We start from the raw sequence: 20,363 nt of genomic DNA on the forward strand, positions 1-20,363 counted from the left end.
CGCTCCACGATAGGGGCGTCCCCTTTCGACAACTCAAGGGCGAACGCCCCTCGCTTCCCGCCCCGGGTCCGTTCAGGGAAAGGATTCAGGCTTTTTCGTGATACATGCAAGGGGCCGGGCGATATTTCGCCCGCGCCGCGATCATGTTTGGCAACAGCCGTTAATCGTTGGCCGCGAGACCTAAGAGTCTGACAACGAACAGATGTCCCTGCCCTTCGGGCTGCAGCCGCAGTTCGGGGCTATCCCGGTCGAGGATGATCGCGTCGAGCGGGCCGAGGCTCGATACGCTGTCGGCAAAGACTTTCACGTCGCCATCGACCGAGAGAAGGAGAGTCGTGCCGGCGTTGTGCTCAACCCGCATTTCGCCCGAGAGCGACAGGCGCTCGACCGTGTGGGTCATCCGGCTCCGCCGTGTCATGACGTTGAGATCGGTGATCGGGCCGCCGATCAGGGTGGCGCCAGTCGGCACGTCGCCGGGAAAGGAAAGCGGCACCGAGGCTGCGGTCAGTCGAGCCGGCGGCCTGCCGGCGATGTCGAGCACGATGCCGTCCCCTTCCAGGACCGAGAGCGTACGGTCGATGCCGGCAAAGCTGGAGAAAGGCCCGCTGGTCTCGACGCGGGCCATCGAGACGCGCCAGTCGAAATCGTCGAGCCCGGCGCTGTGCGGCGAGACGGCGATCTCGGTGGTCGTGCCGCCGCCATTCTTCCACGGCATGACGCGGTAGCCGGCGGCACGAAGGATGCGCATCGTTTCAGCCCAGTATGCCCGGCAGGTTGAGCTGGTGCTCTTTCGCGCACTGGATGGCGATGTCGTAGCCGGCATCGGCGTGGCGCATGACGCCGGTAGCCGGATCGTTCCAGAGCACGCGCTCCAGGCGCCTTGCCGCGTCAGGCGTGCCGTCGGCGACGATGACCATGCCGGCATGCTGCGAGAAGCCCATGCCGACGCCGCCGCCATGATGCAGCGACACCCAGGTGGCGCCCGACGCCGTGTTGAGCAGCGCGTTGAGCAGCGGCCAGTCGGAAATGGCGTCGGAGCCGTCCTTCATCGCTTCGGTCTCGCGGTTCGGCGAGGCGACCGAGCCGGAATCGAGATGATCGCGGCCGATGACGACCGGCGCCTTGAGCTCGCCTTTGGCCACCATCTCGTTGAAAGCGAGGCCGAGCCGATGGCGATCGCCGAGGCCGACCCAGCAGATGCGCGCCGGCAGGCCCTGGAACGAGATGCGCTCGCGCGCCATGTCGAGCCAGTTGTGCAGATGCGTGTTGCCGGGGGTAAGCTCGCGCACCTTGGCGTCGGTCTTGTAGATATCTTCCGGATCGCCGGAGAGCGCGGCCCATCGGAACGGGCCGATACCGCGGCAGAACAGCGGACGGATATAGGCCGGCACGAAGCCCGGGAAAGCGAAGGCGTTCTCAAAACCCTCGTCCTTGGCGACCTGACGGATGTTGTTGCCGTAGTCGAGCGTCGGCACGCCGGCGTTCCAGAAGGCCACCATCGCCTCGACATGCTCGCGCATCGACGCGCGCGCCGCTTTCTCCACCGCTTTCGGATCACTGACGCGCTTCTCGCGCCATTGCGCCATCGTCCAGCCCTTCGGCAGATAGCCGTTGATGGGGTCGTGCGCCGACGTCTGGTCGGTGAGGATATCGGGGCGGATGCGGCGCCGGAACATCTCCGGCACGATCTCGGCGGCATTGCCGAGCAGCCCGACGGACTTCGCCTCGCCGGCCTTCGTCCAGCGCTCGATCATCTCCATCGCCTCTTCGAGCGTCTCGGCCTTCTCGTCGACATAACGGGTGCGCAGGCGAAAATCGATCGAGTCCGGATTGCATTCGATGGCGAGGCAGCAAGCGCCGGCCATGACGGCGGCGAGCGGCTGGGCGCCGCCCATGCCACCGAGGCCGCCGGTCAGAATCCACTTGCCCTTGAGATTGCCGCCATAGTGCTGGCGGCCCGCTTCCACAAAGGTCTCATACGTGCCCTGCACGATCCCTTGCGTGCCGATATAGATCCACGAGCCGGCCGTCATCTGGCCGTACATTATCAGGCCCTTCTTATCGAGCTCGTTGAACTTCTCCCAGGTCGCCCAGTGCGGCACGATGTTGGAGTTGGCGATAAGAACGCGCGGCGCGTCTTTGTGGGTGCGGAAGACGCCGACCGGCTTGCCGGACTGGACCAGAAGCGTCTCGTCCTCGCCGAGCGTCTTCAGCGAAGCGGCGATGCGGTCGAAATCGTTCCAGGTGCGCGCCGCCCGGCCAATGCCGCCATAGACGACGAGCTCGTTCGGGTTCTCGGCCACTTCCGGATCGAGATTGTTCATCAGCATGCGCAGCGGCGCCTCGGTCGTCCAATAACGGGCGTTGAGCTTGTCGCCGCGGGGCGCGCGCACTTCGCGGATGTTGTGGCGAGGATCGGTCATCATTGTCCCTTTCGAGTAAGGCGGCGCGTCAGCGCCCGGCCCAGGCAATCGCGGTTTCGAGGATTTTCTTCAGCGTGACGCGAATGGGTGCTGCGTAGGTGGCGTCGTAAGGCACCGGCCAGTTTTCCGGCGCGCCCTTTTCCGCAGGCTCGCGCATATAGCCGCGGTTGGAGAGCTCCATCTGCAACGCATGCACCCCGTTCCGCGACTGGCCGAAACTCCTGGTGATCCAGCCACCCTTGAAGCGGCCGTTGACCACCCAGCTCTCGCCGGTCGCGGCGAGGATGGCAGCCACCTTCTCCTGCAGCGACGGATCGGTGCTTTTGCCGTCATTGGTGCCGAGGTTGAAGACGGGCAGCGTGCCTTCGAATAGGCGCGGCAATACCGAGCGGATCGAATGGCAGTCATAGAGCACGATCTTTTCGTGCATGCCGCGCAGCCGGTCGATCTCGGCCTGCAGGGCGGCATGATAGGGTTTGAAATAGGCCTCACGGCGCTGGTCGATTTCGGCCGGCGTCGGTTCCTCGCCCATGCGGTAAAGCGGATCGCCGTCGAACGTGTCCGTGGGACACAGGCTGGTCGTCGCTTGTCCGGGATAGAGCGAGACGCCGGACGGGTCGCGGTTGACGTCGATGACGGTGCGCGAGATGGCGGTGTGGACGACCGTCGCGCCAAGGTCGGTGGCGAAATCGTAGAGCTTGTCGATCCACCAGTCGCAGTCGCGGCGGCCAAGCCAGGTCGAGACCAGCCGGCCGTCGAGGCCGGCGAGATCGATGCCGGTATGCGGGATCGAGACCAGCAGGGGCGCTGTGCCGCGCGTGACGGTGAGCCAGGAAGGCGTGGCCATCATGCCGCTCCCGCGATCGCGGGTAGCGCCACGGCACTTGCCGCCTTGACGGCGGCGCCGCTGCGCACCATGGCGATCGCCTTTTCCATGTCGGGGTGGAAATGCCGGTCATTGTCGAGATGCGGCACCTCGGCGCGGACCAGCTTGCGCACCGCCTCCAACGCTTCGCTCGAAGCGAGCGGCGCGTGGAAATCGCAGCCCTGGGCCGCCGCCAAGAGTTCGATACCGACGACGGCGGTCGCATTCTCGATCATGCCGAGCAGCCGGCGCGCGCCATGCGCTGCCATTGAGACATGATCCTCCTGGTTGGCCGAGGTCGGGATGGAATCGACACTCGCCGGATAGGCCTTCTGCTTGTTTTCCGAAACAAGGGCGGCCGCTGTCACCTGCGGGATCATGAAACCGGAATTCAGGCCTGGCTTCGGCGTCAGGAAGGCTGGCATGCCGGAGAGCGCCGGATCGACCAGCATGGCTATGCGGCGTTCCGACAACGAGCCGATCTCGCAGACGGCGAGCGCGATCATGTCGGCGGCAAACGCCACCGGCTCAGCATGGAAATTGCCGCCCGAAAGCGCGGTGTCGTCCTCAGTGAAGATCAACGGATTGTCAGTAACGCCGTTGGCCTCGGTCTCGAGCGTGTCGGCGGCCTTGCGCAGCACGTCGAGCGCGGCGCCCATCACCTGCGGCTGGCAGCGCAGGCAGTAAGGGTCCTGCACGCGCTCGTCGCCGATGCGGTGCGATTCACGGATGGCGCTGCCGGCCATCAGCTTGCGCAGCGCATCGGCCGTCTCGATCTGGCCGCGATGCTTTCTCAACAAATGAATGCGCGGATCGAAAGGCGCGTCCGAGCCGCGGGCGGCGTCGGTCGACAGCGCACCGGCGACCAGCGCCGACTGGTAGAGCGTTTCGGCCTCGAACAGGCCGGCCAGCGCGAAAGCGGTTGAAAACTGCGTGCCGTTGAGCAGCGCCAGGCCCTCCTTGGCGCCGAGCGTCACCGGCTCCAGCCCATGCGAGACGAAGGCGACCTTCGCGGGGAAACGGCCATGCGGCGTAAAACATTCGCCGACCCCGATCATGACGGCCGTCATGTGGGAAAGCGGCGCGAGGTCGCCGGAAGCGCCGACCGAGCCTTGCGCGGGCACCACCGGGATGACGTCGTTGGCGAGCATCCCTTGAAGCAGGTCAATGGTCTCGGCGCGAACGCCGGAAGCGCCCTGGGCGAGGCTGGCAAGCTTCAGCGCCATCATCAGCCGCACCACCGCGGCCGGCATCGGCTCTCCGACGCCGGCGGCATGCGAAAGCACGATGTTGCGCTGAAGCGTTTCGAGATCGTTCGCCGGGATACGGACGCTGGCGAGCTTACCGAAGCCGGTGTTGATGCCGTAGACCGGCTCTCCCTTGGCGAGGATGCGGGCGACGGCCTCGGCGCTGGCCTTGATCTTCGGCCGGCATGCAGCGTCGAGCTTCGGCATGGCGCCGCGATAGATGGCGCGCCAGTCGGCAAGCGTCACGCTGCCGGGCTTCAGGATCAGTTCGGTCATTGTCCTCTCCAGATGCGGGCATGGAGCGGGTTGAAGCCCATGCGGTAGACGAGTTCGGCCGGGCGCTCGATATCCCAGATGGCAAGGTCGGTCGATTTGCCGGCTTCGAGCGTGCCGGTCTTGTCGAGAAGCCCCAGCGCACGCGCGGCCTCGCGGGTGACGCCGGCAAGGCATTCGTCGACGGTCATGCCAAACAGAGTGGCGGCCATGTTCATAGTGAGCAGCAAAGAGGTCAGCGGGGAAGTGCCGGGATTGGAGTCGGTGGCGACCGCCATTTTCACGCCATGGCGGCGAAACAGGTCGACCGGCGGCTTCTTGGTCTCGCGGATGAAGTAGTAGGCGCCGGGCAGTATCGTCGCGACGGTGCCCGCCTTGGCCATCGCCGCGGCGCTCTCTTCGTCCGTGTATTCGAGATGATCGGCGGACAGCGCGCCATAGCGCGCCGCAAGTGCCGCGCCATGCAGGTTGGAAAGCTGGTCGGCGTGGAGCTTCACCGGCAAGCCAAGCGCCTTCGCCTTGTCGAAGACGCGCGTCATCTGCTCCGGCGAGAAGGCAATGCCCTCGCAAAAACCGTCGACGGCATCGGCGAGCTTTTCTGCGGCGACTTCCGGCAGGATCGTGCCCGCGACGAGATCGATGAAGGCGTCCTTGTCGCCCTTGGCTTCGGGCGGCAGCGCGTGCGCGGCAAGACAGGTCGTGCGGATCGTCACGGAGCGTTCATTGGCCAGACGACGGGCAGCGCGCAGCGACTTCTTCTCATTGTCGGCATCGAGGCCGTAGCCCGACTTGACCTCGACGGTGGTGACGCCTTCGGCGATCAGCGCGTCGAGGCGCGGCAGCGTCTGGGCGACGAGCTCGTCCTCGGTCGCGGCGCGCAACGATTTGACAGAGGAGACGATGCCGCCCCCAGCGCGGGCCACTTCCTCGTAGGTGGCACCAGCCAGCCGCATCTCGAATTCATTGGCCCGGTTGCCGGCATAGACAAGATGCGTGTGGCAATCGATGAGGCCCGGCGTGATCCAGCGGCCCTCGCAATCGACGGTCTCGGCGCCCTGCCCGAGCGACGCCGGCATGTCGGCTTCTGCGCCGGCATAGACAATCAGTCCGTCGCGCGTGGCAATCGCGCCCTTTTCGACGATGCCAAGCCCGGCCGCGCCATCGGCCACGGTCGCCAGCCGCGCGTTGCGCCAGAGACGAAGGCCGCTCTTTCCGTTCTCTCCACCCATCATCTTTTCCATTTGAAAGAATGGCGATTATGTATATACATATTGAAACGCGACGCAAGTGGTAATGTCGCTCGGGCATTCAGATTCGGAGAAAAACGTGACGGCGATCTTTGCGGAACAGGCGCTGCTGCCCGAGGGCTGGCAAGGCAATGTCAGGGTCGCTTTCGAAGGCGGCCGCATAAGCGCGGTCGAGGCCGGTGCTTCCCCGCAGGCCGGTGACGAGCGCCATGCCATTCTGATCTCCGGCATGCCCAATCTGCACAGCCACGCCTTCCAGCGCGGCATGGCCGGATTGGCCGAATTGCGCGGCCCTTCGGCCGACAGTTTCTGGAGCTGGCGCGAGGTGATGTACCGCTTCGCGCTGTCGATGACGCCGGAACAGGTCGAAGCCGTGGCGGCGCAGCTTTATGTCGAGATGCTTGAGGCCGGCTTCTCGCGCGTCGGCGAGTTCCACTATCTGCACCACGACCGCGACGGAAAGCCTTACGCCAACATCGCCGAGATGGCGGAGCGGATCGCGGCGGCTGCCGGCGAGACCGGCATCGGGCTGACGTTGCTGCCGGTCTTTTATGCGCATTCCGCCTTCGGCGGCGCCGCGCCGAACGACGGCCAGCGGCGATTCATCAATGATGTCGAGCGCTTCGGGCGGTTGCTTGAGAAAAGCCGCGAAAGCGCTCGCGCTTTGAATCGAGCGGTGGTCGGCGTCGCGCCGCACAGTTTGCGGGCGGCGACCCCGGACGAGCTCAACGCGATCGCGGCGATGGCGCCGAACGGTCCGATCCACATCCATGTCGCCGAGCAGGTGAAGGAAGTCGAGGATTGTGTCGCTTGGTCGGGCGCTCGGCCGGTCGAGTTCCTGCTCAGCCACGCCTCGGTGGACGAGCGCTGGTGCCTGATCCACGCCACGCATATGACCGAGGCCGAGACGCTTCGCATGGCAAAGAGCGGCGCGATCGCCGGCCTTTGCCCCATCACCGAGGCCAATCTCGGCGACGGCACCTTTGCCGCTCCGCTGTTCATCGAACATGGCGGACGTTTCGGCGTCGGCTCCGATTCCAACGTGCTGATCGGCCTACCCGACGAGCTACGCCAACTCGAATATTCGCAGCGCCTTGCGCATCGCGCCCGCAACGTTTTGGCGCGCGCCGGCGGCTCCACGGGGCGCGCGCTGTTCGACGCGGCACTCGACGGCGGCAGCCAAGCGCTCGGCACCGAGCCATCAATGCTTGCTGTCGGCAATCCCTCCGACTTTGTTTCGCTCGATGCCGGTCATCCCTCGCTTGCGGGCAAGACGGGCGATGCGATCCTCGACGCCTGGATCTTCGCCAACGGCAGCAAGGTCGATTGCGTCTGGGTGCATGGGAAAAAGCAGGTGAGCGGCGGCAGGCATGCTAAGCGCGAAGCCGTTGCCAAACGGTTCCGCGCAGTCATGACCGCGCTCTCCCAAGGCTGAGCAGGAAAAGCCCGATGAGCCTTGTTGAAACAGATGACATGGAGGGCGGCGAAAGCATTTCGCTGCATCAGCGCATCCTGTCGGATATCCGCGAAAAAATCCTCTCCGGCGCCTGGGCGCCCGGCCATCGCATCCCGTTCGAGCATGAGCTGACGGCCGAATACAAATGCTCGCGCATGACGGTGAACAAGGCGTTGTCACAGCTCGCGAAGGCAGGGCTGATCGAGCGCCGGCGCCGCTCGGGCAGTTTTGTCCGCCAGCCGCAGTCGCAAGCGGCGGTGCTGGAGCTGCACGACATCCGGATCGAGGTCGAGGCGCTCGGCCTGCCCTATCGCTACGAGCGGCTGGAACGCCTGAAGCGGCGCAGCAACGCCGAGGACCGGTCGCTGCTGGGGCTTGCGGACCCGGGTCCGGTGTTGTGGCTGGAAAGCCTGCATTTTGCCGGCGAAAGGCCGTTCGCGCTCGAGCAGCGGCTGATCAATCTCTCAGCCGTGGCCGAGGCAGCCGAGGAAGAATTCCTCGAAATCGCACCCGGCCCCTGGCTGATCGGCCGCGTGCCGTGGAGCGAGGCCGAGCACCGCATCCGCGCCATGGCCGCCGATGACACCATCGCCGAAGCGCTCGACATCGACGCGAGCGCGCCCTGCCTGGTGGTCGAGCGCCGCACCTGGAGCGCCGAGCACCCGGTCACCCATGTGCGCTTCATCTATCCAGCGGAAAGCCACACGCTCGTGGCGAGGTTCACGCCTTCGCAGGGATGAGTGATCTCCCCCCTCGTGGGGGAGATGGCCGGCAGGCCAGAGGGGGGCGCCGTAGAACGCTGCCCTCAGATTCTTGTCCGCCCGTAAAATTCTCGTAGATTGTGCTCAGTTAGCGGAGAGGCCGGCGGGACAGCGCCCCCCTCTGCCCTGCCGGGCATCTCCCCCACAAGGGGGGAGATTGGCAGTTCCGGCGTCGCGGCCCTAAATCGCCGCCGTAATAATGATCTCGACCAGATATTCCGGGCCGGCGAGTTTGGCTTCGCCGGTGGCGCGGGCGGGCGTGTGGCCCTGCGGCACCCACTTGTCCCATTCGGAGTTCATCTCGGCGAAGGTCCCCATGTCGGCAAGCCAGATGATCGCCTGGACGATCTTGGTCTTGTCGGTGCCGGCCTTGGCCAGCAATTCGTCGATGGTCTTCAGGATGTCGCGGGTCTGCGAGGCGACGTTGCCGCCGGGCTCGCCGACCTGGCCGGCCAGATAGACGGTGTTGCCGTGGATGACGATCTGGCTCATGCGCGGGCCGACATCGATGCGACGAATGCTCATGGGAGGTTCCTTCTTTTTGAGGGTCGCGCCTGTTTAGAGTCCGTGCCGGCTTCGGGCAAGGTCGACAAACGCGAAACCGCTTGAGCCAACCGTCCTCCCCAAGCCCCGGCTTATACACGGCGAGTTGACCGCTCAGAGCACAATTCCGCCGGACCGGCATGTTGACTAATGTAATAACATCACATATCGACAAGACCCCTTTAGTTTCGCGGCCCGCCCGGATCGTCCGATGACCAATGCCTGCCTGACCTTCCGCGACCTGACGCTCGGCTACAACAGCCATCCCGCCATTCATCATCTCAACGGCATCGTCCGCAAAGGCTCTTTGACGGCGGTGGTCGGCGCCAACGGCTCGGGCAAGTCGACGCTGATGAAGGGCATTGTCGGCGTGCTGAAGCCGATGGAGGGCACGGTTGTCCGCGCTCCAGGTGTTCGCGCCGCTTACTTGCCGCAGCAGTCGGAGCTTGATCGCAGCTTTCCGGCGCGGGTCGTCGACCTGGTCTCGCTCGGCCTCTGGCCAAAGCGCGGCATGCTCGGCCGCTACACCAAGGAAGATCGCGAGTCCGTCAGCAAGGCCCTGATGGCGGTCGGGCTCGGCGGCTTCGAGACGCGGCCGATCGACACGCTCTCCGGCGGGCAGCTGCAGCGCACGCTGTTTGCCCGCGTGCTGCTGCAGGACGCCGATCTCATCCTGCTCGACGAGCCGTTCAACGCCGTCGACGCCAAGACCGTCGGCGATCTCATCCAGCTCATAAAACGATGGCATGGCGAGGCGCGCACGATCATGGTCGTCGTCCATGACCTCGATCTCGTGCGGCAGAATTTTCCCGAGACGCTGCTGCTTGCCCGCCAGCCTGTCGCCTGGGGCGAGACGAGGGATACGCTCAGGCCGGAAAACCTGCTCAAGGCGCGGCGTTTTCACGAGGCCTGGGAGGAGAATGCGCCTTGGTGTGAGCCCGATCATGACCATCTCGAGCACGATCATGATCATGGCCATCATGATCACGCGCACGCGCATGATCACCACCATGGCTCCGGGCCGAGGGCGGCGTGATGGAATTCCTCTACGGCCTGTTCATCGCGCCCTTCGCCGATTTCGCCTTCATGCAGCGGGCGCTGTTCGGCTCGCTGATGCTGTCGCTCGGCGCCTGCCCGGTCGGCGTCTTCCTGATGCTGAGGCGCATGAGCCTGTCGGGCGACGCGATGGCGCACGCGATCCTGCCGGGTGCCGCCGCCGGCTTCCTGCTCTATGGGCTTGAAATCCTGCCGATGACGATCGGCGGGCTGATTGCCGGCATTATCGTGGCCCTCGGCGCCGGCGCGGTCTCGCGCTTCACCATCCAGCGCGAGGACGCTTCGATGGCGGCCTTCTATCTCATCTCGCTTGCGGTGGGCGTGCTGATGGTGTCGATCCGCGGCTCCAGCGTCGATCTCATGCATGTGCTCTTCGGTACCGTGCTCGCGCTCAACAACGAGGCGTTGACGCTGATCGGCGGCATCGTGGTGGTGACGCTCGTAAGCCTTGCCATCTTCTGGCGCGCGCTGGTCGCCGAATGCCTCGATCCGCTGTTCCTGCGCTCGGTCAGCCGCATGGGCAGCCCGGTGCATTTCATCTTCCTCGGGCTGGTCGTGCTCAACCTCGTCGGCGGCTTCCAAGCGCTCGGCACGTTGCTGTCGGTCGGGCTGATGATGCTGCCCGCGGCCGCTGCCCGCTTCTGGACCGTGCGCGTCGAGCCGATGTGCGTGCTGGCGGTGCTGATCGGCTTTGCCTCCTGCATCGCCGGGCTGCTTTTGTCCTATCACGCGTCACTGCCGTCCGGCCCTGCCATCATCCTTTCGGCCGGCGTCGTCTATTTCGTCTCGATCGTGTTCGGCTCGCGCGGCGCGCTGCGTGCCCGCATCGTGCACCACCGCCACCGGACCGCCTGATCCCAATCCCCGACCGCTAAAGGAGACTTGCCCAATGCTGAAATCCATCCGTGCCGCTCTGGCGATGAGTGTTATAACATTAAGCGCCTTCGCAACCTCGTCGGCCTTCGCGGCGCCGCTCAAGGTGGTGGCAAGCTTCACCGTCATTGCGGACTTCGCCAAGAATGTCGGCGGCGATCGCGTCAACATCACCACCATCGTCGGCCCCGACGGCGACGCGCATGTCTATGAGCCGAGCCCGGCCGACGCGGTAGCGATGGCCGGCGCTGATGTCGTTCTGGTCAACGGCCTGCATTTCGAAGGTTTTCTGCAGCGCCTGGTCGATGCCAGCGCCACCAAAGCCTCGATCGTCACCTTGACCAAGGGTGTCACGCCGATCGACTTCAAGCCGGAATTCGCTGACGCGGATGCCGCCGAAGGCGCGGACACCGGCGGCGGCAAGACCGTCACCGATCCGCATGCCTTCCAGTCGATCGCCAATGCAAAGATCTATGTGAAGAACATCGCCGAGGCCTTCTGCACCGCCGATAGCGAAGGCTGCGACAGCTACAAGACCAACGCCGCCGCCTACACCACGAAGCTCGATGCGCTGGAAGGCGAAGTGAAGGCGGCGATCCAGTCGATCCCCGAGGCGAAGCGCGTTGTCATCACCTCGCATGACGCCTTCGGCTATTTCGAGCACGAATACGGCCTGACCTTCCTGGCGCCGCAAGGCATCTCGACCGATTCAGAGCCGTCGGCCGCCGACGTCGCCAAGCTGGTGGAACAGGTCAAGCAGGACAAGGCGGCAGCGATCTTCGTCGAGAACATCACCAACCCACGACTGATCGAGCAGATCGCCAGCGAGACCGGCATCAAGGTCGGCGGCACGCTCTATTCGGACGCGCTGTCGCAGCCAGACGGCCCGGCCTCGACCTATATCGACATGATGCACAACAACATCACGCAGATCAAAGGCGCGATCCTGGGGAGTTGAGGCGGACGCAATCATCCAACCGGGTCAAATCGACCCGGTTGGATTTTCCGGTCCGGCATCGCTATTTGGCAGAGAAATCCTACGGCACGCATTGCCGCTTTTGCCCCGGAGTGGCATGACTACCGCCAAAGAAGATTGCGAGGATAAGACCATGGAATACCGCCAGATCAGCGAGGACTATTCGGTCTCCGGCCAGATCCAGCCCGAGGACATCGCCGCCATCAAGGACGCCGGCTTCAGAAGCGTGATCTGCAACCGGCCGGACAACGAGCAGCCGGGCCAGCCTTCTGCCGACAGCGTCAAGGCGGCGGTGGAAGCGGCTGGGCTAGCCTTCCGCTACATTCCGGTGATCAGCGGGCAGATCACCATGGACAATGTCGAGGACCAGGCCGAGGCGCTGGACGAGCTCGAAGGCCCGGTGTTTGCCTACTGCCGCTCCGGCGCGCGCTGCACCAATCTTTATGGGCTGATCCAGCAGCAGAAGGGCTGAGTGTTCACTGCGATTGGCGAGAGCCAATTCCGCAGGTTGGCGATCCTTCGCGCCCCCCTCTGTCCTGCCGGACATCTCCCCCACTTGGGGGGAGATTAGCAGCCTCGGCGATTATGCTATTCCTGCAGCGTTGGCGATTGGCGAAGCCCGGCGTGACATCTAATCTCCCCCCTTGTGGGGGAGATGTCCGGCAGGACAGAGGGGGGCGCTGTCCCTCCAACATATCCAGCGAAATTCGCTTGACTAAATCGGCAGCGCACCGGTTTCCTTCAGCGTCTCCAGCACGATCGCCGTCTTCACATGCTGCACCGATTCGTGCGGCAGCAGCACGCCGTTGACGAACTCCGACAGTGACTTGAGGTCGGGCGTCACCACCTTCAGGATATAGTCCATCTCGCCGGTCAGCGCGTGCGCCTCCTGCACCTCGGGCAGCCGCGCCACCAGCTCGCCGAAACGCCGGGCGTTGTCGCGATTGTGCGTGGCCAACGTCACCGAAATCACATTGACCAGCGAAAAGCCCAGACGGTCGCGGTCGAGCACGGCGCGATATCCCTTGATGTAGCCGTCTTCCTCCAGCCGCTGCCGACGGCGCGAGCATTGCGATGGCGACAGGTTCACCCGCTCCGAAAGGTCGTTGTTGGTGAGCCGCGCATCGCCCTGCAGAAGCGCCAGTATCTTGCGGTCGAATTGATCGAGGCGCGCATCTTCCATGGATTTTCCTCCGATCATGCACGATCCGCGCACATAGTGCGCATTTCAAGCGGTTGAATGCAAGCACTGTGCGGCGACTTCGCGCTATCATCATCGAAATTGGCCAAGCCTGGCCGCAACAGCTTTCGGAGGACTGCCATGGGCCCCTTCCCGCACGACGCCCCGCCCGCCAAGATCAGCAAGGCGAACCCCGCCGGCACCGACGGTTTCGAATTCGTCGAGTTCGCGCATTCAGAGCCGGCAAAGCTCGCCGAGCTCTTCACCCGCATGGGCTATGTCGCGGTGGCCAAGCACCGCTCGAAGGACATCACCGTCTGGCGCCAGGGCGACATCAACTATGTCGTCAATGCCGAGCCTGGCTCGCATGCGATGAAGTTCGTCGAAAAGCACGGCCCTTGCGCCGCCTCGATGGCATGGCGCGTGGTCGACGCCAAGCACGCCTTCGATCATGCCGTATCGAAGGGCGCCGCGCCTTATGAGGGCACCGACAAGGCGCTCGACGTGCCGGCCATCGTCGGCATCGGCGGCTCGCTGCTCTATTTCATCGAAGCCTATGGCGAAAAAGGCTCGGCCTATGACGCCGAGTTCGAATGGCTGGGCGAGCGCGACCCGAAGCCGGAAGGCGTCGGCTTCTACTACCTCGACCACCTCACCCACAATGTCTATCGCGGCAACATGGACAAGTGGTGGGATTTCTATCGCGACCTGTTCGGGTTCAAGCAGATCCATTACTTCGACATCGACGGCAAGATCACCGGGTTGGTCAGCCGGGCGATCACCTCGCCTTGCGGCAAGATCCGCATTCCGCTGAACGAGTCCAAGGACGAAACCAGCCAGATCGCCGAATATCTGAAGAAGTACAATGGCGAGGGCATCCAGCACATCGCCGTCGGCACCGACGCGATCTACGATGCCACCGACAAGCTCGCCACCAACGGGCTGAAATTCATGCCCGGTCCGCCGGATACCTATTACGAGATGTCGCATGAGCGCGTGCACGGCCATGACGAGCCGATCGAGCGGATGAAGAAGCACGGCATCCTCATCGACGGCGAAGGCGTCGTCGACGGCGGCATGACCAAGATCCTGCTGCAGATTTTTTCCAAGACCGTGATCGGCCCGATCTTCTTCGAGTTCATCCAGAGGAAGGGCGACGAAGGTTTTGGCGAAGGCAATTTCCGCGCGCTGTTCGAATCGATCGAGCAGGACCAGATCAAGCGCGGCGTGATCAAGCTGGACGGCAAAGCGGCGTAAAACCGTCGGACTTGCGGCTCGGCCTCTTATGACCTAAATTCTGGTCACAAGAGGCCGAAAATGAATATTCCGATGGCGAAAGCAAAGGCCCAGCTCTCCGAGCTGGTAAAACGTGCTCAAGCTGGCGAAGAGATCAATCTGACCCGGCACGGGGAAATTGTGGCAACCTTGAGCGCCCCTGCCCGACCTGGCGGGAGCAAAGGCCTGTTTGGGGCCCTGAAGGGACAAATTCGGATATCGGATGATTTTGATGAACTCGGTCCCGAATGGGACGACTACATTAAATGAGCCACAAATATCTGGTCGACACCCATATTCTGCTTTGGGTACTTAACGCGGACTCACGCCTTTCGGACCACCATCGCGAAATCTTTCTCGCGGGCAAGGATGTGATCGTCAGCGCGATCTCGGTGGCAGAGATAGCAATCAAGAAATCGCTCGGCAAAGTCACGCTCACAGCCAACCTCGTGGACATCCTGAGGTCGAACGGAATTCCAATTCTAAGCGTAAATGAACAGCACGCGGCGAGACTCGAGCACTTGCCACTCCATCATCGCGATCCCTTCGACCGTCTGCTCATTGCACAGGCTCAAATTGAAGGCCTGACGATGGTCACCGCGGATCGGCAATTTTCAGCCTATGACGTTGCGCTGGTCTGATCATCCAGTCCCAGACGCTCCACCTCTTCCTTCCTCAGCTTGACGTCATAGTCGAGCAGGAACTCGTCCAACTGCGGCGGCGGAACGGAAGTGCCGGAAAGCATCGCATGCACCTGTCCGCGGTGGTGGATGTCGTGCAGGAAGACGTGGGCAAGGATGTCGCCGATGCGCTCGGGGATCATGCCGTCCTCGCGCCGGTCGGTGATGACGCGACGATCGAGGTCGGCTTCCGACAGGCCGTCGCAGAAGGCGACAAGCTCGCGGTCGAAATCGGCCTGCGCCGCTGCCAGGCTTACCACATCGTCGAAAGGCACGAAGGCGTCGTAGGCGGCGGCGCCGAGACCGCCATCCGTCAGGAAATCGAGATAGAGACGATCGACCGCGAGGATGTGATTGAGAGTCTCTTTGATCGAGGGGAAGAAGCTCACGCGCTTGGCCTCGAACTCGCCGGGTTTCAGCGCCAGGACAGCGCGGTAGAGCCGGTCGTTCGACCATAAATTGTTGTGCGCCATGCGGCGCAGATGATCGAGCAAGGTCACGGCGGTGGATTCCTCTCCTCTCACCCCTCGTATTTCTCGACCTTCTGCTCGATGGCGCCGAAGATCGAATGTCCAGCCTTGTCCTTCATCTCGATGCGCACCGTGTCGCCGAAATGCAGGAAGGGCGTCTTCGGCTCGCCGCTCTCGATGGTCTCGATCATGCGCAACTCGGCAATGCAGGAATAGCCGGCGCCGCCTGCCGCGACGGGCCTGCCCGGCCCGCCGTCGAGCTTATTGGAGACGGTTCCGGAGCCGATGATGGTGCCGGCGGCGAGCGGTCGCGTCTTCGCGGCATGCACGATCAGCGCCGGGAAATCGAAGGTCATGTCGACGCCGGCATTCGCCCGGCCGAACGGCTTGCCGTTCAGGTCGGCGAGGAGCGGAAGGCTCACCTTGCCGCCGTCCCAGGCGTCGCCCAGTTCGTCCGGCGTCACCGCCACCGGCGAGAAGGCGGAAGACGGTTTCGACTGGAAGAAGCCGAAGCCTTTTGCGAGCTCCGGCCCGGTGATGGCGCGCAGCGTGACGTCGTTGACCAGCACGACAAGCCGGATCGCTTCGCGTGCCTCGTCCAGTCCCGCGCCCATCGGCACGTCGTCGACGATGACGGCGACCTCGGCCTCCATGTCGATGCCGAAGGCCTCGTCCGCCATGCGGATCGGATCGCGCGGCGCAATGAAGGAATCCGAGCCGCCCTGGTAGATCAGCGGGTCGGTCCAGAAACTTGCCGGCATCTCGGCGCCGCGCGCTTTGCGCACCAGCTCGACGTGATTCACGTAAGCCGAGCCATCTGCCCACTGATAGGCGCGCGGCAGTGGCGAATGCGCGTCATGCTCGTGGAAGCGTGCGGAGGGCACGGCGTTGGTCTCAAGCGATTCCGCCATCGCCGCCAGATGCGGCGCAATGCGGCGCCAGTCGTCGAGCGCGGCCTGCAGCGTCGGCACCAGGAAGGAAGCGTCGGTGAACCGCGTCAGATCGCGCGAGACCACGACCAGCTTTCCGTCGCGCGTCCCGTTCTTCAAAGTGGCAAGCTTCATGCGGTTTCCTCTCCTCGCGCGGTCTGGTGCCGCTGATCTCACAACAAAGCCGTTACGGGCGATCGTCAAGCCGCCCGTTCATTTTTCCTGACACTGCTACCGCCGTTCAGGACCAATCGCCCTCGGGTGTGCCGTTGAAACGCTTCTTCAGGTCGGCCCAGCAGTCAATATAGTTCTCCTGCAGCGTGTCGAGCTCAGCGGCATAGCGGGTCAGCATCTGCGGGAAGCGCGTCTCGAACATGAAGGCGATGGTGTTGTCGAGCTTGACCGGCTTGAGATCTGCCCGCGTCGCCTTTTCGAAGCCGGAGGCGTCCGGCCCGTGCGCCAGCATCTGGTTGTGCAGGCTGATGCCGCCGGGCACAAAACCTTCTTCCTTGGCGTCGTACTGGCCGTGGATCAGCCCCATGAACTCGCTCATGATGTTGCGATGATACCAGGGCGGCCGGAAAGTATTTTCCGCCACCAGCCAGCGCGGCGGGAAGATGACGAAGTCGACATTAGCGGTGCCCTCCTCGCCGCTCGGCGCCGTCAGCACCGTGAAGATCGACGGGTCGGGGTGGTCGAACAGGATGGCGCCGACCGGCGAAAACGTAGCCAGATCATATTTGTAGGGCGCGTAGTTGCCGTGCCACGCGACGACATCCAGCGGCGAATGGCCGAGCTCGGTGACATGGAACGTGCCGCACCATTTGACGATCAGCCGGCACGGCGTCTCCTTCTCCTCGAACCAGGCGCAGGGCGTCTTGAAGTCGCGCGGGTTGGCCAGGCAGTTGGCGCCGATCGGGCCGCGGTCGGGCATGGTGAATTTTGCCCCGTAGTTTTCGCAGACATAGCCGCGCGCTTCCTTATCGGCGAGCTCGACCTTGAAGACGAGGCCGCGCGGCAGCACGGCGATCTCGCCGGGCCGAAGCTCGATCACGCCCATCTCGGTGACGAAGCGCAGCGCGCCGACCTGCGGCACGATCAGCAATTCGCCATCGGCGTTGAAGAAATGGTCGTCTGTCATCGAGCGGTTGGCGACATAGACGTGCGCCGCCATGCCGGACTGGCCGACCGCGTCGCCGGCCGTGGTCATGGTGCGCATGCCCGAAATGAAATCGGTCGGCTCGGAGGGCATCGGCACCGGACTCCAGCGGTATTGGCCGAGCGCCAGCTCGTGGTCGCCGATATTGGGCCCGGTCTTCCACAAGGGATAACTCGCCGCCTTGAAGCGGCCGGTGTGCCGGACGCTCGGGCGAATGCGGTAGAGCCAGGAGCGCTCGTTGGTGCCGCGGGGCGCGGTGAAGGGCGAGCCGGAAAGCTGCTCGGCATAGAGCCCATAGGCCGGCCGCTGCGGCGAGTTGCGGCCCTGCGGCAGCGAGCCGGTCAGCGTCTCGGTCTCGAAATCGTTGCCGAAGCCCGGCATGTAGGAAAAGGCCATCACTTCCTCCTCGCGCAATGCTCCGGCATGCCGCCTGCGCTGTCAAAGCCGCTCGGCTTTCCGGGGATGTTGACCAAACTGGTTTCATTTGTAACCATCGAAAATGTAACTATCAACGGCAGACGCATTCGCGGTGCGCCCATGGAACCGGAAATCCTCGAGCTCGAAAGCTTTTTGCCCTACCGGCTCTACCGGCTGGCCGACACCGTCAGCCGCGAATTCTCGCGCATCTACAAGGAGCGCCATGGCCTGACGCGGCCGGAATGGCGCACGCTTTCGGGCCTGGGTCAGCGCGGCACGATGACGGCGACGGAACTCGGCGAGCAGTCGGCGATGCACAAGACCAAGGTGTCGCGAGCAGTCGCCGAACTGGAGCGACGGCGCTGGCTGACGCGCACGCCGGACGGGAACGACCGCCGCGTCGAGCACTTGACGCTCACCAAAGCGGGGCTTGCAGCCTACCGCGAGATGGTGCCGTTGGCGAAGCTGTTTGAAAGGCAGTTACTGGCTAGGCTCGGCACCGCGGAGCGCGCTGCGATCGCGGAAGGGCTTGCCGCGCTCGAAGCCAGTCTGGTCTCAGACAACAGCCGAGGTCGGGCCCGCTTACCCTGAACAGCCAAGGCCGTGTGAAAAGCTCCACGCCTCGGTCAAAGCTCGGGACTTCCCGCTGATCGTGATTTTGGCGGTCAAGCCGTCTATAATTGTTGCGGCATCGGCGGAGGACTATCGAAGGGAGGACTATCATGCGCATTCGCACATTGACTCTCCTGACGACGCTGCTTGCAGGCACCTGCGTATCTGCACATGCTCAGCAGGCAAAGCCGACGTCAATCGAGGTGTTTCCTTTTGAACTGGAAGACAAGAGCGCCGGGGCGGGGATAATTCCTCCAGATGAACACGACAGGCGCTATCTGTCCGAGTCGGCGCAAGTCGCGAAGGACATGCTCTCCAAATCCGGGCGTTTTGCGGTAATCGATCAACCAGCCCGGAACGAACAGACGGCTGCGCCGCACGGACTGCGCAACTGCGGGGGCTGCGAAGGCAAAATTGCGAGAGAACACGGCGCATCTCTTGCCCTGCTTGGCGTCGTGACGCGCGTCAACCGAACAGAACATACTATGTTCATCCGCATCCTCGACACTCAGACCGGGAGACCTGTCTCGCAGGGCTTCACCGATCTTCGCATGGGTGCGAACTACGCATGGCCCCGCTCCGTGAAATGGCTGATGACAAACAGAATTCTGCGCTAAGGAGATTTTGCAGCCAATAAATGCGGCTGAAGAGCTGAGAAAAAAGGTAGAGCAGGATGCCCGAGCGACCCGAACGCATCTCGCTCTACGGCAGGACATCCGCCTGTGAGATCGGCTTTGGATTGGAGCACCATCGGCTTCGGTGCTGAAGCCGGGCCGCTGACGCCTGCGGTCATCAGCGGCAGCCAGCGATCGAGTCAGGCCCCGGAGCCGACAGCTACCAATCCATCACCACCTTGCCCGAATTGCCGCTCCTCATCGCATCAAACCCAACCTGGAAATCATCGATGCCGATGCGATGCGTGATCAGGCCCGAAACATCGAGCGGGCCCTGCACCAGGGCGATCATCTTGTACCAGGTCTCGAACATCTCGCGCCCGTAAATGCCTTTCAGGTGCAGCATCTTGAAGATGACCTTGTTCCAGTCGATCTCGAAGCCGGTCGGCGCGATGCCGAGAATGGCGATCTTGCCGCCATTGTTCATGGTGTCGATCATGTCGCGGAAGGCGGGCGCTGCGCCCGACATCTCGAGCCCGACGTCAAAACCCTCGGTCATGCCGATCAAAGGCATCACATCGCGCAGCTTCTCCTTCGAGGCGTCGACGACATGCTGGACGCCGAGCTTGCGCGCCAGATCCAGCCGGACCGGATTGATGTCGGTGATAACGACTTTGCGCGCGCCGACGCATTGCGCGACCAGCGCGCCCATGATGCCGATCGGGCCGGCGCCGGTGACCAGCACGTCCTCGCCGACCAGGTCGAAGGACAATGCCGTGTGAACCGCATTTCCGAGTGGATCGAAGATGGCCGCGATCTCGTCCGGCACGTCGTCGGGGATCGGCACGACATTGTGCTGCGGGATCGCCATGTATTCGCCAAAGGCGCCTGGACGGTTGACGCCGACGCCGAGCGTGTTGCGGCACAGATGCCCCCTGCCCGCGCGGCAGTTGCGGCAATGGCCGCAGACGATATGGCCCTCGCCCGAGACGCGCTGGCCGACCTTGTATTCGGTGACCGCCGCGCCGCAATCAGCGACCGTGCCGACGAATTCGTGACCGGTCACCATCGGCACCGGCACGGTCTTCTGGGCCCACTGGTCCCAGTTGTAGATGTGGACGTCGGTGCCGCAGATCGCGGTCTTCTTGACCTTGATCAGCACGTCGTTGGGGCCGATCTCCGGCACCGGCACCTCTTCCATCCAGATGCCCGGCTCGGCCTTGGCCTTCACCAGCGCCTTCATCATGTTCGACATTCTTTTGTTCCTTGAATCCCTTGATCCGGAGCAGCTTTTCGATGTCGGCCGT

Annotated in this window: 22 protein-coding genes; 11 read left to right on the forward strand and 11 right to left on the reverse strand. The window is 63.7% G+C overall.

Annotation, left to right across the window (positions count from 1 at the left end):
• Window positions 1–160: 160 nt before the first annotated feature.
• The 5 genes from AC4FWB_RS02925 to hutI are packed head-to-tail and all read right to left on the reverse strand — an operon-like array spanning window position 161 to window position 6,037.
• A complete protein-coding gene (locus tag AC4FWB_RS02925; protein WP_491024250.1) occupies window positions 161–748 on the reverse strand; it encodes a HutD/Ves family protein in 588 nt (195 codons plus the stop codon).
• 4 nt (window positions 749–752) lie between these two features.
• The gene (hutU, locus tag AC4FWB_RS02930; RefSeq protein ID WP_491024251.1) at window positions 753–2,426 is read right to left on the reverse strand and encodes a urocanate hydratase; all 1,674 of its coding nucleotides are present in this window, start codon (window positions 2,424–2,426) and stop codon (window positions 753–755) included.
• Window positions 2,427–2,451: 25 nt separating this feature from the next.
• Window positions 2,452–3,270, reverse strand: coding sequence for an N-formylglutamate deformylase (gene hutG, locus AC4FWB_RS02935; RefSeq protein ID WP_491024252.1), 819 nt, complete (start codon window positions 3,268–3,270; stop codon window positions 2,452–2,454).
• A complete protein-coding gene (gene hutH / locus AC4FWB_RS02940) occupies window positions 3,270–4,811 on the reverse strand; it encodes a histidine ammonia-lyase (RefSeq protein WP_491024253.1) in 1,542 nt (513 codons plus the stop codon). The genes hutG and hutH overlap by 1 nt, the downstream gene beginning before the upstream one ends.
• Window positions 4,808–6,037: an imidazolonepropionase gene (hutI, locus tag AC4FWB_RS02945; protein WP_491024254.1), complete on the reverse strand. Its 1,230-nt coding sequence runs from the start codon at window positions 6,035–6,037 to the stop codon at window positions 4,808–4,810. Before hutI ends, hutH begins: the two co-directional genes overlap by 4 nt.
• A 97-nt stretch (window positions 6,038–6,134) precedes the next feature.
• Between hutI and AC4FWB_RS02950 the strand changes: the two genes are divergently transcribed.
• Together AC4FWB_RS02950 and hutC are read left to right on the forward strand one after the other, a co-directional pair.
• The gene (locus AC4FWB_RS02950; protein ID WP_491024255.1) at window positions 6,135–7,490 is read left to right on the forward strand and encodes a formimidoylglutamate deiminase; all 1,356 of its coding nucleotides are present in this window, start codon (window positions 6,135–6,137) and stop codon (window positions 7,488–7,490) included.
• A 14-nt stretch (window positions 7,491–7,504) separates the two neighbouring features.
• Window positions 7,505–8,251 carry a histidine utilization transcriptional repressor HutC gene (gene hutC, locus AC4FWB_RS02955; protein WP_491024256.1) on the forward strand — a complete coding sequence of 249 codons (747 nt, stop codon included), beginning with the start codon at window positions 7,505–7,507 and terminating at the stop codon, window positions 8,249–8,251.
• Between the two features lie 201 nt (window positions 8,252–8,452).
• Here the strand turns inward: hutC and AC4FWB_RS02960 are convergent, their stop codons facing one another.
• Complete coding sequence (locus AC4FWB_RS02960; protein ID WP_320261486.1) at window positions 8,453–8,797, reverse strand: RidA family protein; 345 nt, start codon at window positions 8,795–8,797, stop codon at window positions 8,453–8,455.
• A gap of 229 nt (window positions 8,798–9,026) precedes the next feature.
• Here AC4FWB_RS02960 and aztA point away from each other — a divergent pair, with 229 nt between their 5' ends.
• The 4 genes from aztA (at window position 9,027) to AC4FWB_RS02980 (ending at window position 12,192) form a co-directional block, all read left to right on the forward strand.
• A complete protein-coding gene (aztA, locus tag AC4FWB_RS02965; protein WP_491024257.1) occupies window positions 9,027–9,851 on the forward strand; it encodes a zinc ABC transporter ATP-binding protein AztA in 825 nt (274 codons plus the stop codon).
• Window positions 9,851–10,726: a zinc ABC transporter permease AztB gene (aztB, locus tag AC4FWB_RS02970; protein ID WP_491024337.1), complete on the forward strand. Its 876-nt coding sequence runs from the start codon at window positions 9,851–9,853 to the stop codon at window positions 10,724–10,726. The genes aztA and aztB overlap by 1 nt, the downstream gene beginning before the upstream one ends.
• Before the next feature lie 34 nt (window positions 10,727–10,760).
• The gene (gene aztC, locus AC4FWB_RS02975; protein WP_491024258.1) at window positions 10,761–11,702 is read left to right on the forward strand and encodes a zinc ABC transporter substrate-binding protein AztC; all 942 of its coding nucleotides are present in this window, start codon (window positions 10,761–10,763) and stop codon (window positions 11,700–11,702) included.
• A gap of 151 nt (window positions 11,703–11,853) precedes the next feature.
• Entirely contained in the window at window positions 11,854–12,192 is a 339-nt protein-coding gene (locus AC4FWB_RS02980) for a protein tyrosine phosphatase family protein (RefSeq protein WP_491024338.1), read from the forward strand.
• A gap of 243 nt (window positions 12,193–12,435) precedes the next feature.
• Here AC4FWB_RS02980 and AC4FWB_RS02985 read toward each other — a convergent pair whose 3' ends face one another.
• Window positions 12,436–12,903 carry an Lrp/AsnC family transcriptional regulator gene (locus tag AC4FWB_RS02985; protein WP_320229045.1) on the reverse strand — a complete coding sequence of 156 codons (468 nt, stop codon included), beginning with the start codon at window positions 12,901–12,903 and terminating at the stop codon, window positions 12,436–12,438.
• A gap of 138 nt (window positions 12,904–13,041) precedes the next feature.
• Here AC4FWB_RS02985 and hppD point away from each other — a divergent pair, with 138 nt between their 5' ends.
• The 3 genes from hppD to AC4FWB_RS03000 are packed head-to-tail and all read left to right on the forward strand — an operon-like array spanning window position 13,042 to window position 14,816.
• The gene (hppD, locus tag AC4FWB_RS02990) at window positions 13,042–14,157 is read left to right on the forward strand and encodes a 4-hydroxyphenylpyruvate dioxygenase (RefSeq protein ID WP_491024259.1); all 1,116 of its coding nucleotides are present in this window, start codon (window positions 13,042–13,044) and stop codon (window positions 14,155–14,157) included.
• Between the two features lie 60 nt (window positions 14,158–14,217).
• A complete protein-coding gene (locus AC4FWB_RS02995) occupies window positions 14,218–14,445 on the forward strand; it encodes a type II toxin-antitoxin system Phd/YefM family antitoxin (RefSeq protein ID WP_491024260.1) in 228 nt (75 codons plus the stop codon).
• Entirely contained in the window at window positions 14,442–14,816 is a 375-nt protein-coding gene (locus tag AC4FWB_RS03000; protein WP_491024261.1) for a type II toxin-antitoxin system VapC family toxin, read from the forward strand. The genes AC4FWB_RS02995 and AC4FWB_RS03000 overlap by 4 nt, the downstream gene beginning before the upstream one ends.
• Here the strand turns inward: AC4FWB_RS03000 and AC4FWB_RS03005 are convergent.
• From AC4FWB_RS03005 to hmgA, 3 genes are all read right to left on the reverse strand, one after another.
• A complete protein-coding gene (locus AC4FWB_RS03005; protein WP_491024262.1) occupies window positions 14,795–15,355 on the reverse strand; it encodes a DinB family protein in 561 nt (186 codons plus the stop codon). The two genes, AC4FWB_RS03000 and AC4FWB_RS03005, sit on opposite strands and share 22 nt — an antisense overlap.
• 20 nt (window positions 15,356–15,375) lie before the next feature.
• Window positions 15,376–16,389 (reverse strand): fumarylacetoacetate hydrolase family protein, encoded by a 1,014-nt coding sequence (locus tag AC4FWB_RS03010; RefSeq protein WP_491024263.1) that lies wholly within the window; start codon window positions 16,387–16,389, stop codon window positions 15,376–15,378.
• A 106-nt stretch (window positions 16,390–16,495) separates the two neighbouring features.
• Window positions 16,496–17,809 carry a homogentisate 1,2-dioxygenase gene (gene hmgA, locus AC4FWB_RS03015; protein ID WP_491024264.1) on the reverse strand — a complete coding sequence of 438 codons (1,314 nt, stop codon included), beginning with the start codon at window positions 17,807–17,809 and terminating at the stop codon, window positions 16,496–16,498.
• A 141-nt stretch (window positions 17,810–17,950) separates the two neighbouring features.
• Between hmgA and AC4FWB_RS03020 the strand changes: the two genes are divergently transcribed.
• Entirely contained in the window at window positions 17,951–18,421 is a 471-nt protein-coding gene (locus tag AC4FWB_RS03020; protein ID WP_491024265.1) for a MarR family winged helix-turn-helix transcriptional regulator, read from the forward strand.
• Between the two features lie 131 nt (window positions 18,422–18,552).
• Window positions 18,553–19,059, forward strand: coding sequence for a DUF2380 domain-containing protein (locus AC4FWB_RS03025; protein ID WP_491024266.1), 507 nt, complete (start codon window positions 18,553–18,555; stop codon window positions 19,057–19,059).
• A 217-nt stretch (window positions 19,060–19,276) separates the two neighbouring features.
• Here AC4FWB_RS03025 and tdh read toward each other — a convergent pair whose 3' ends face one another.
• Window positions 19,277–20,311, reverse strand: a complete 1,035-nt coding sequence (gene tdh / locus AC4FWB_RS03030) for an L-threonine 3-dehydrogenase (RefSeq protein ID WP_491024267.1) — start codon at window positions 20,309–20,311, stop codon at window positions 19,277–19,279.
• Window positions 20,312–20,363 lie beyond the last annotated feature (52 nt).

Source organism: Mesorhizobium sp. LEGMi-168a (assembly GCF_058312955.1).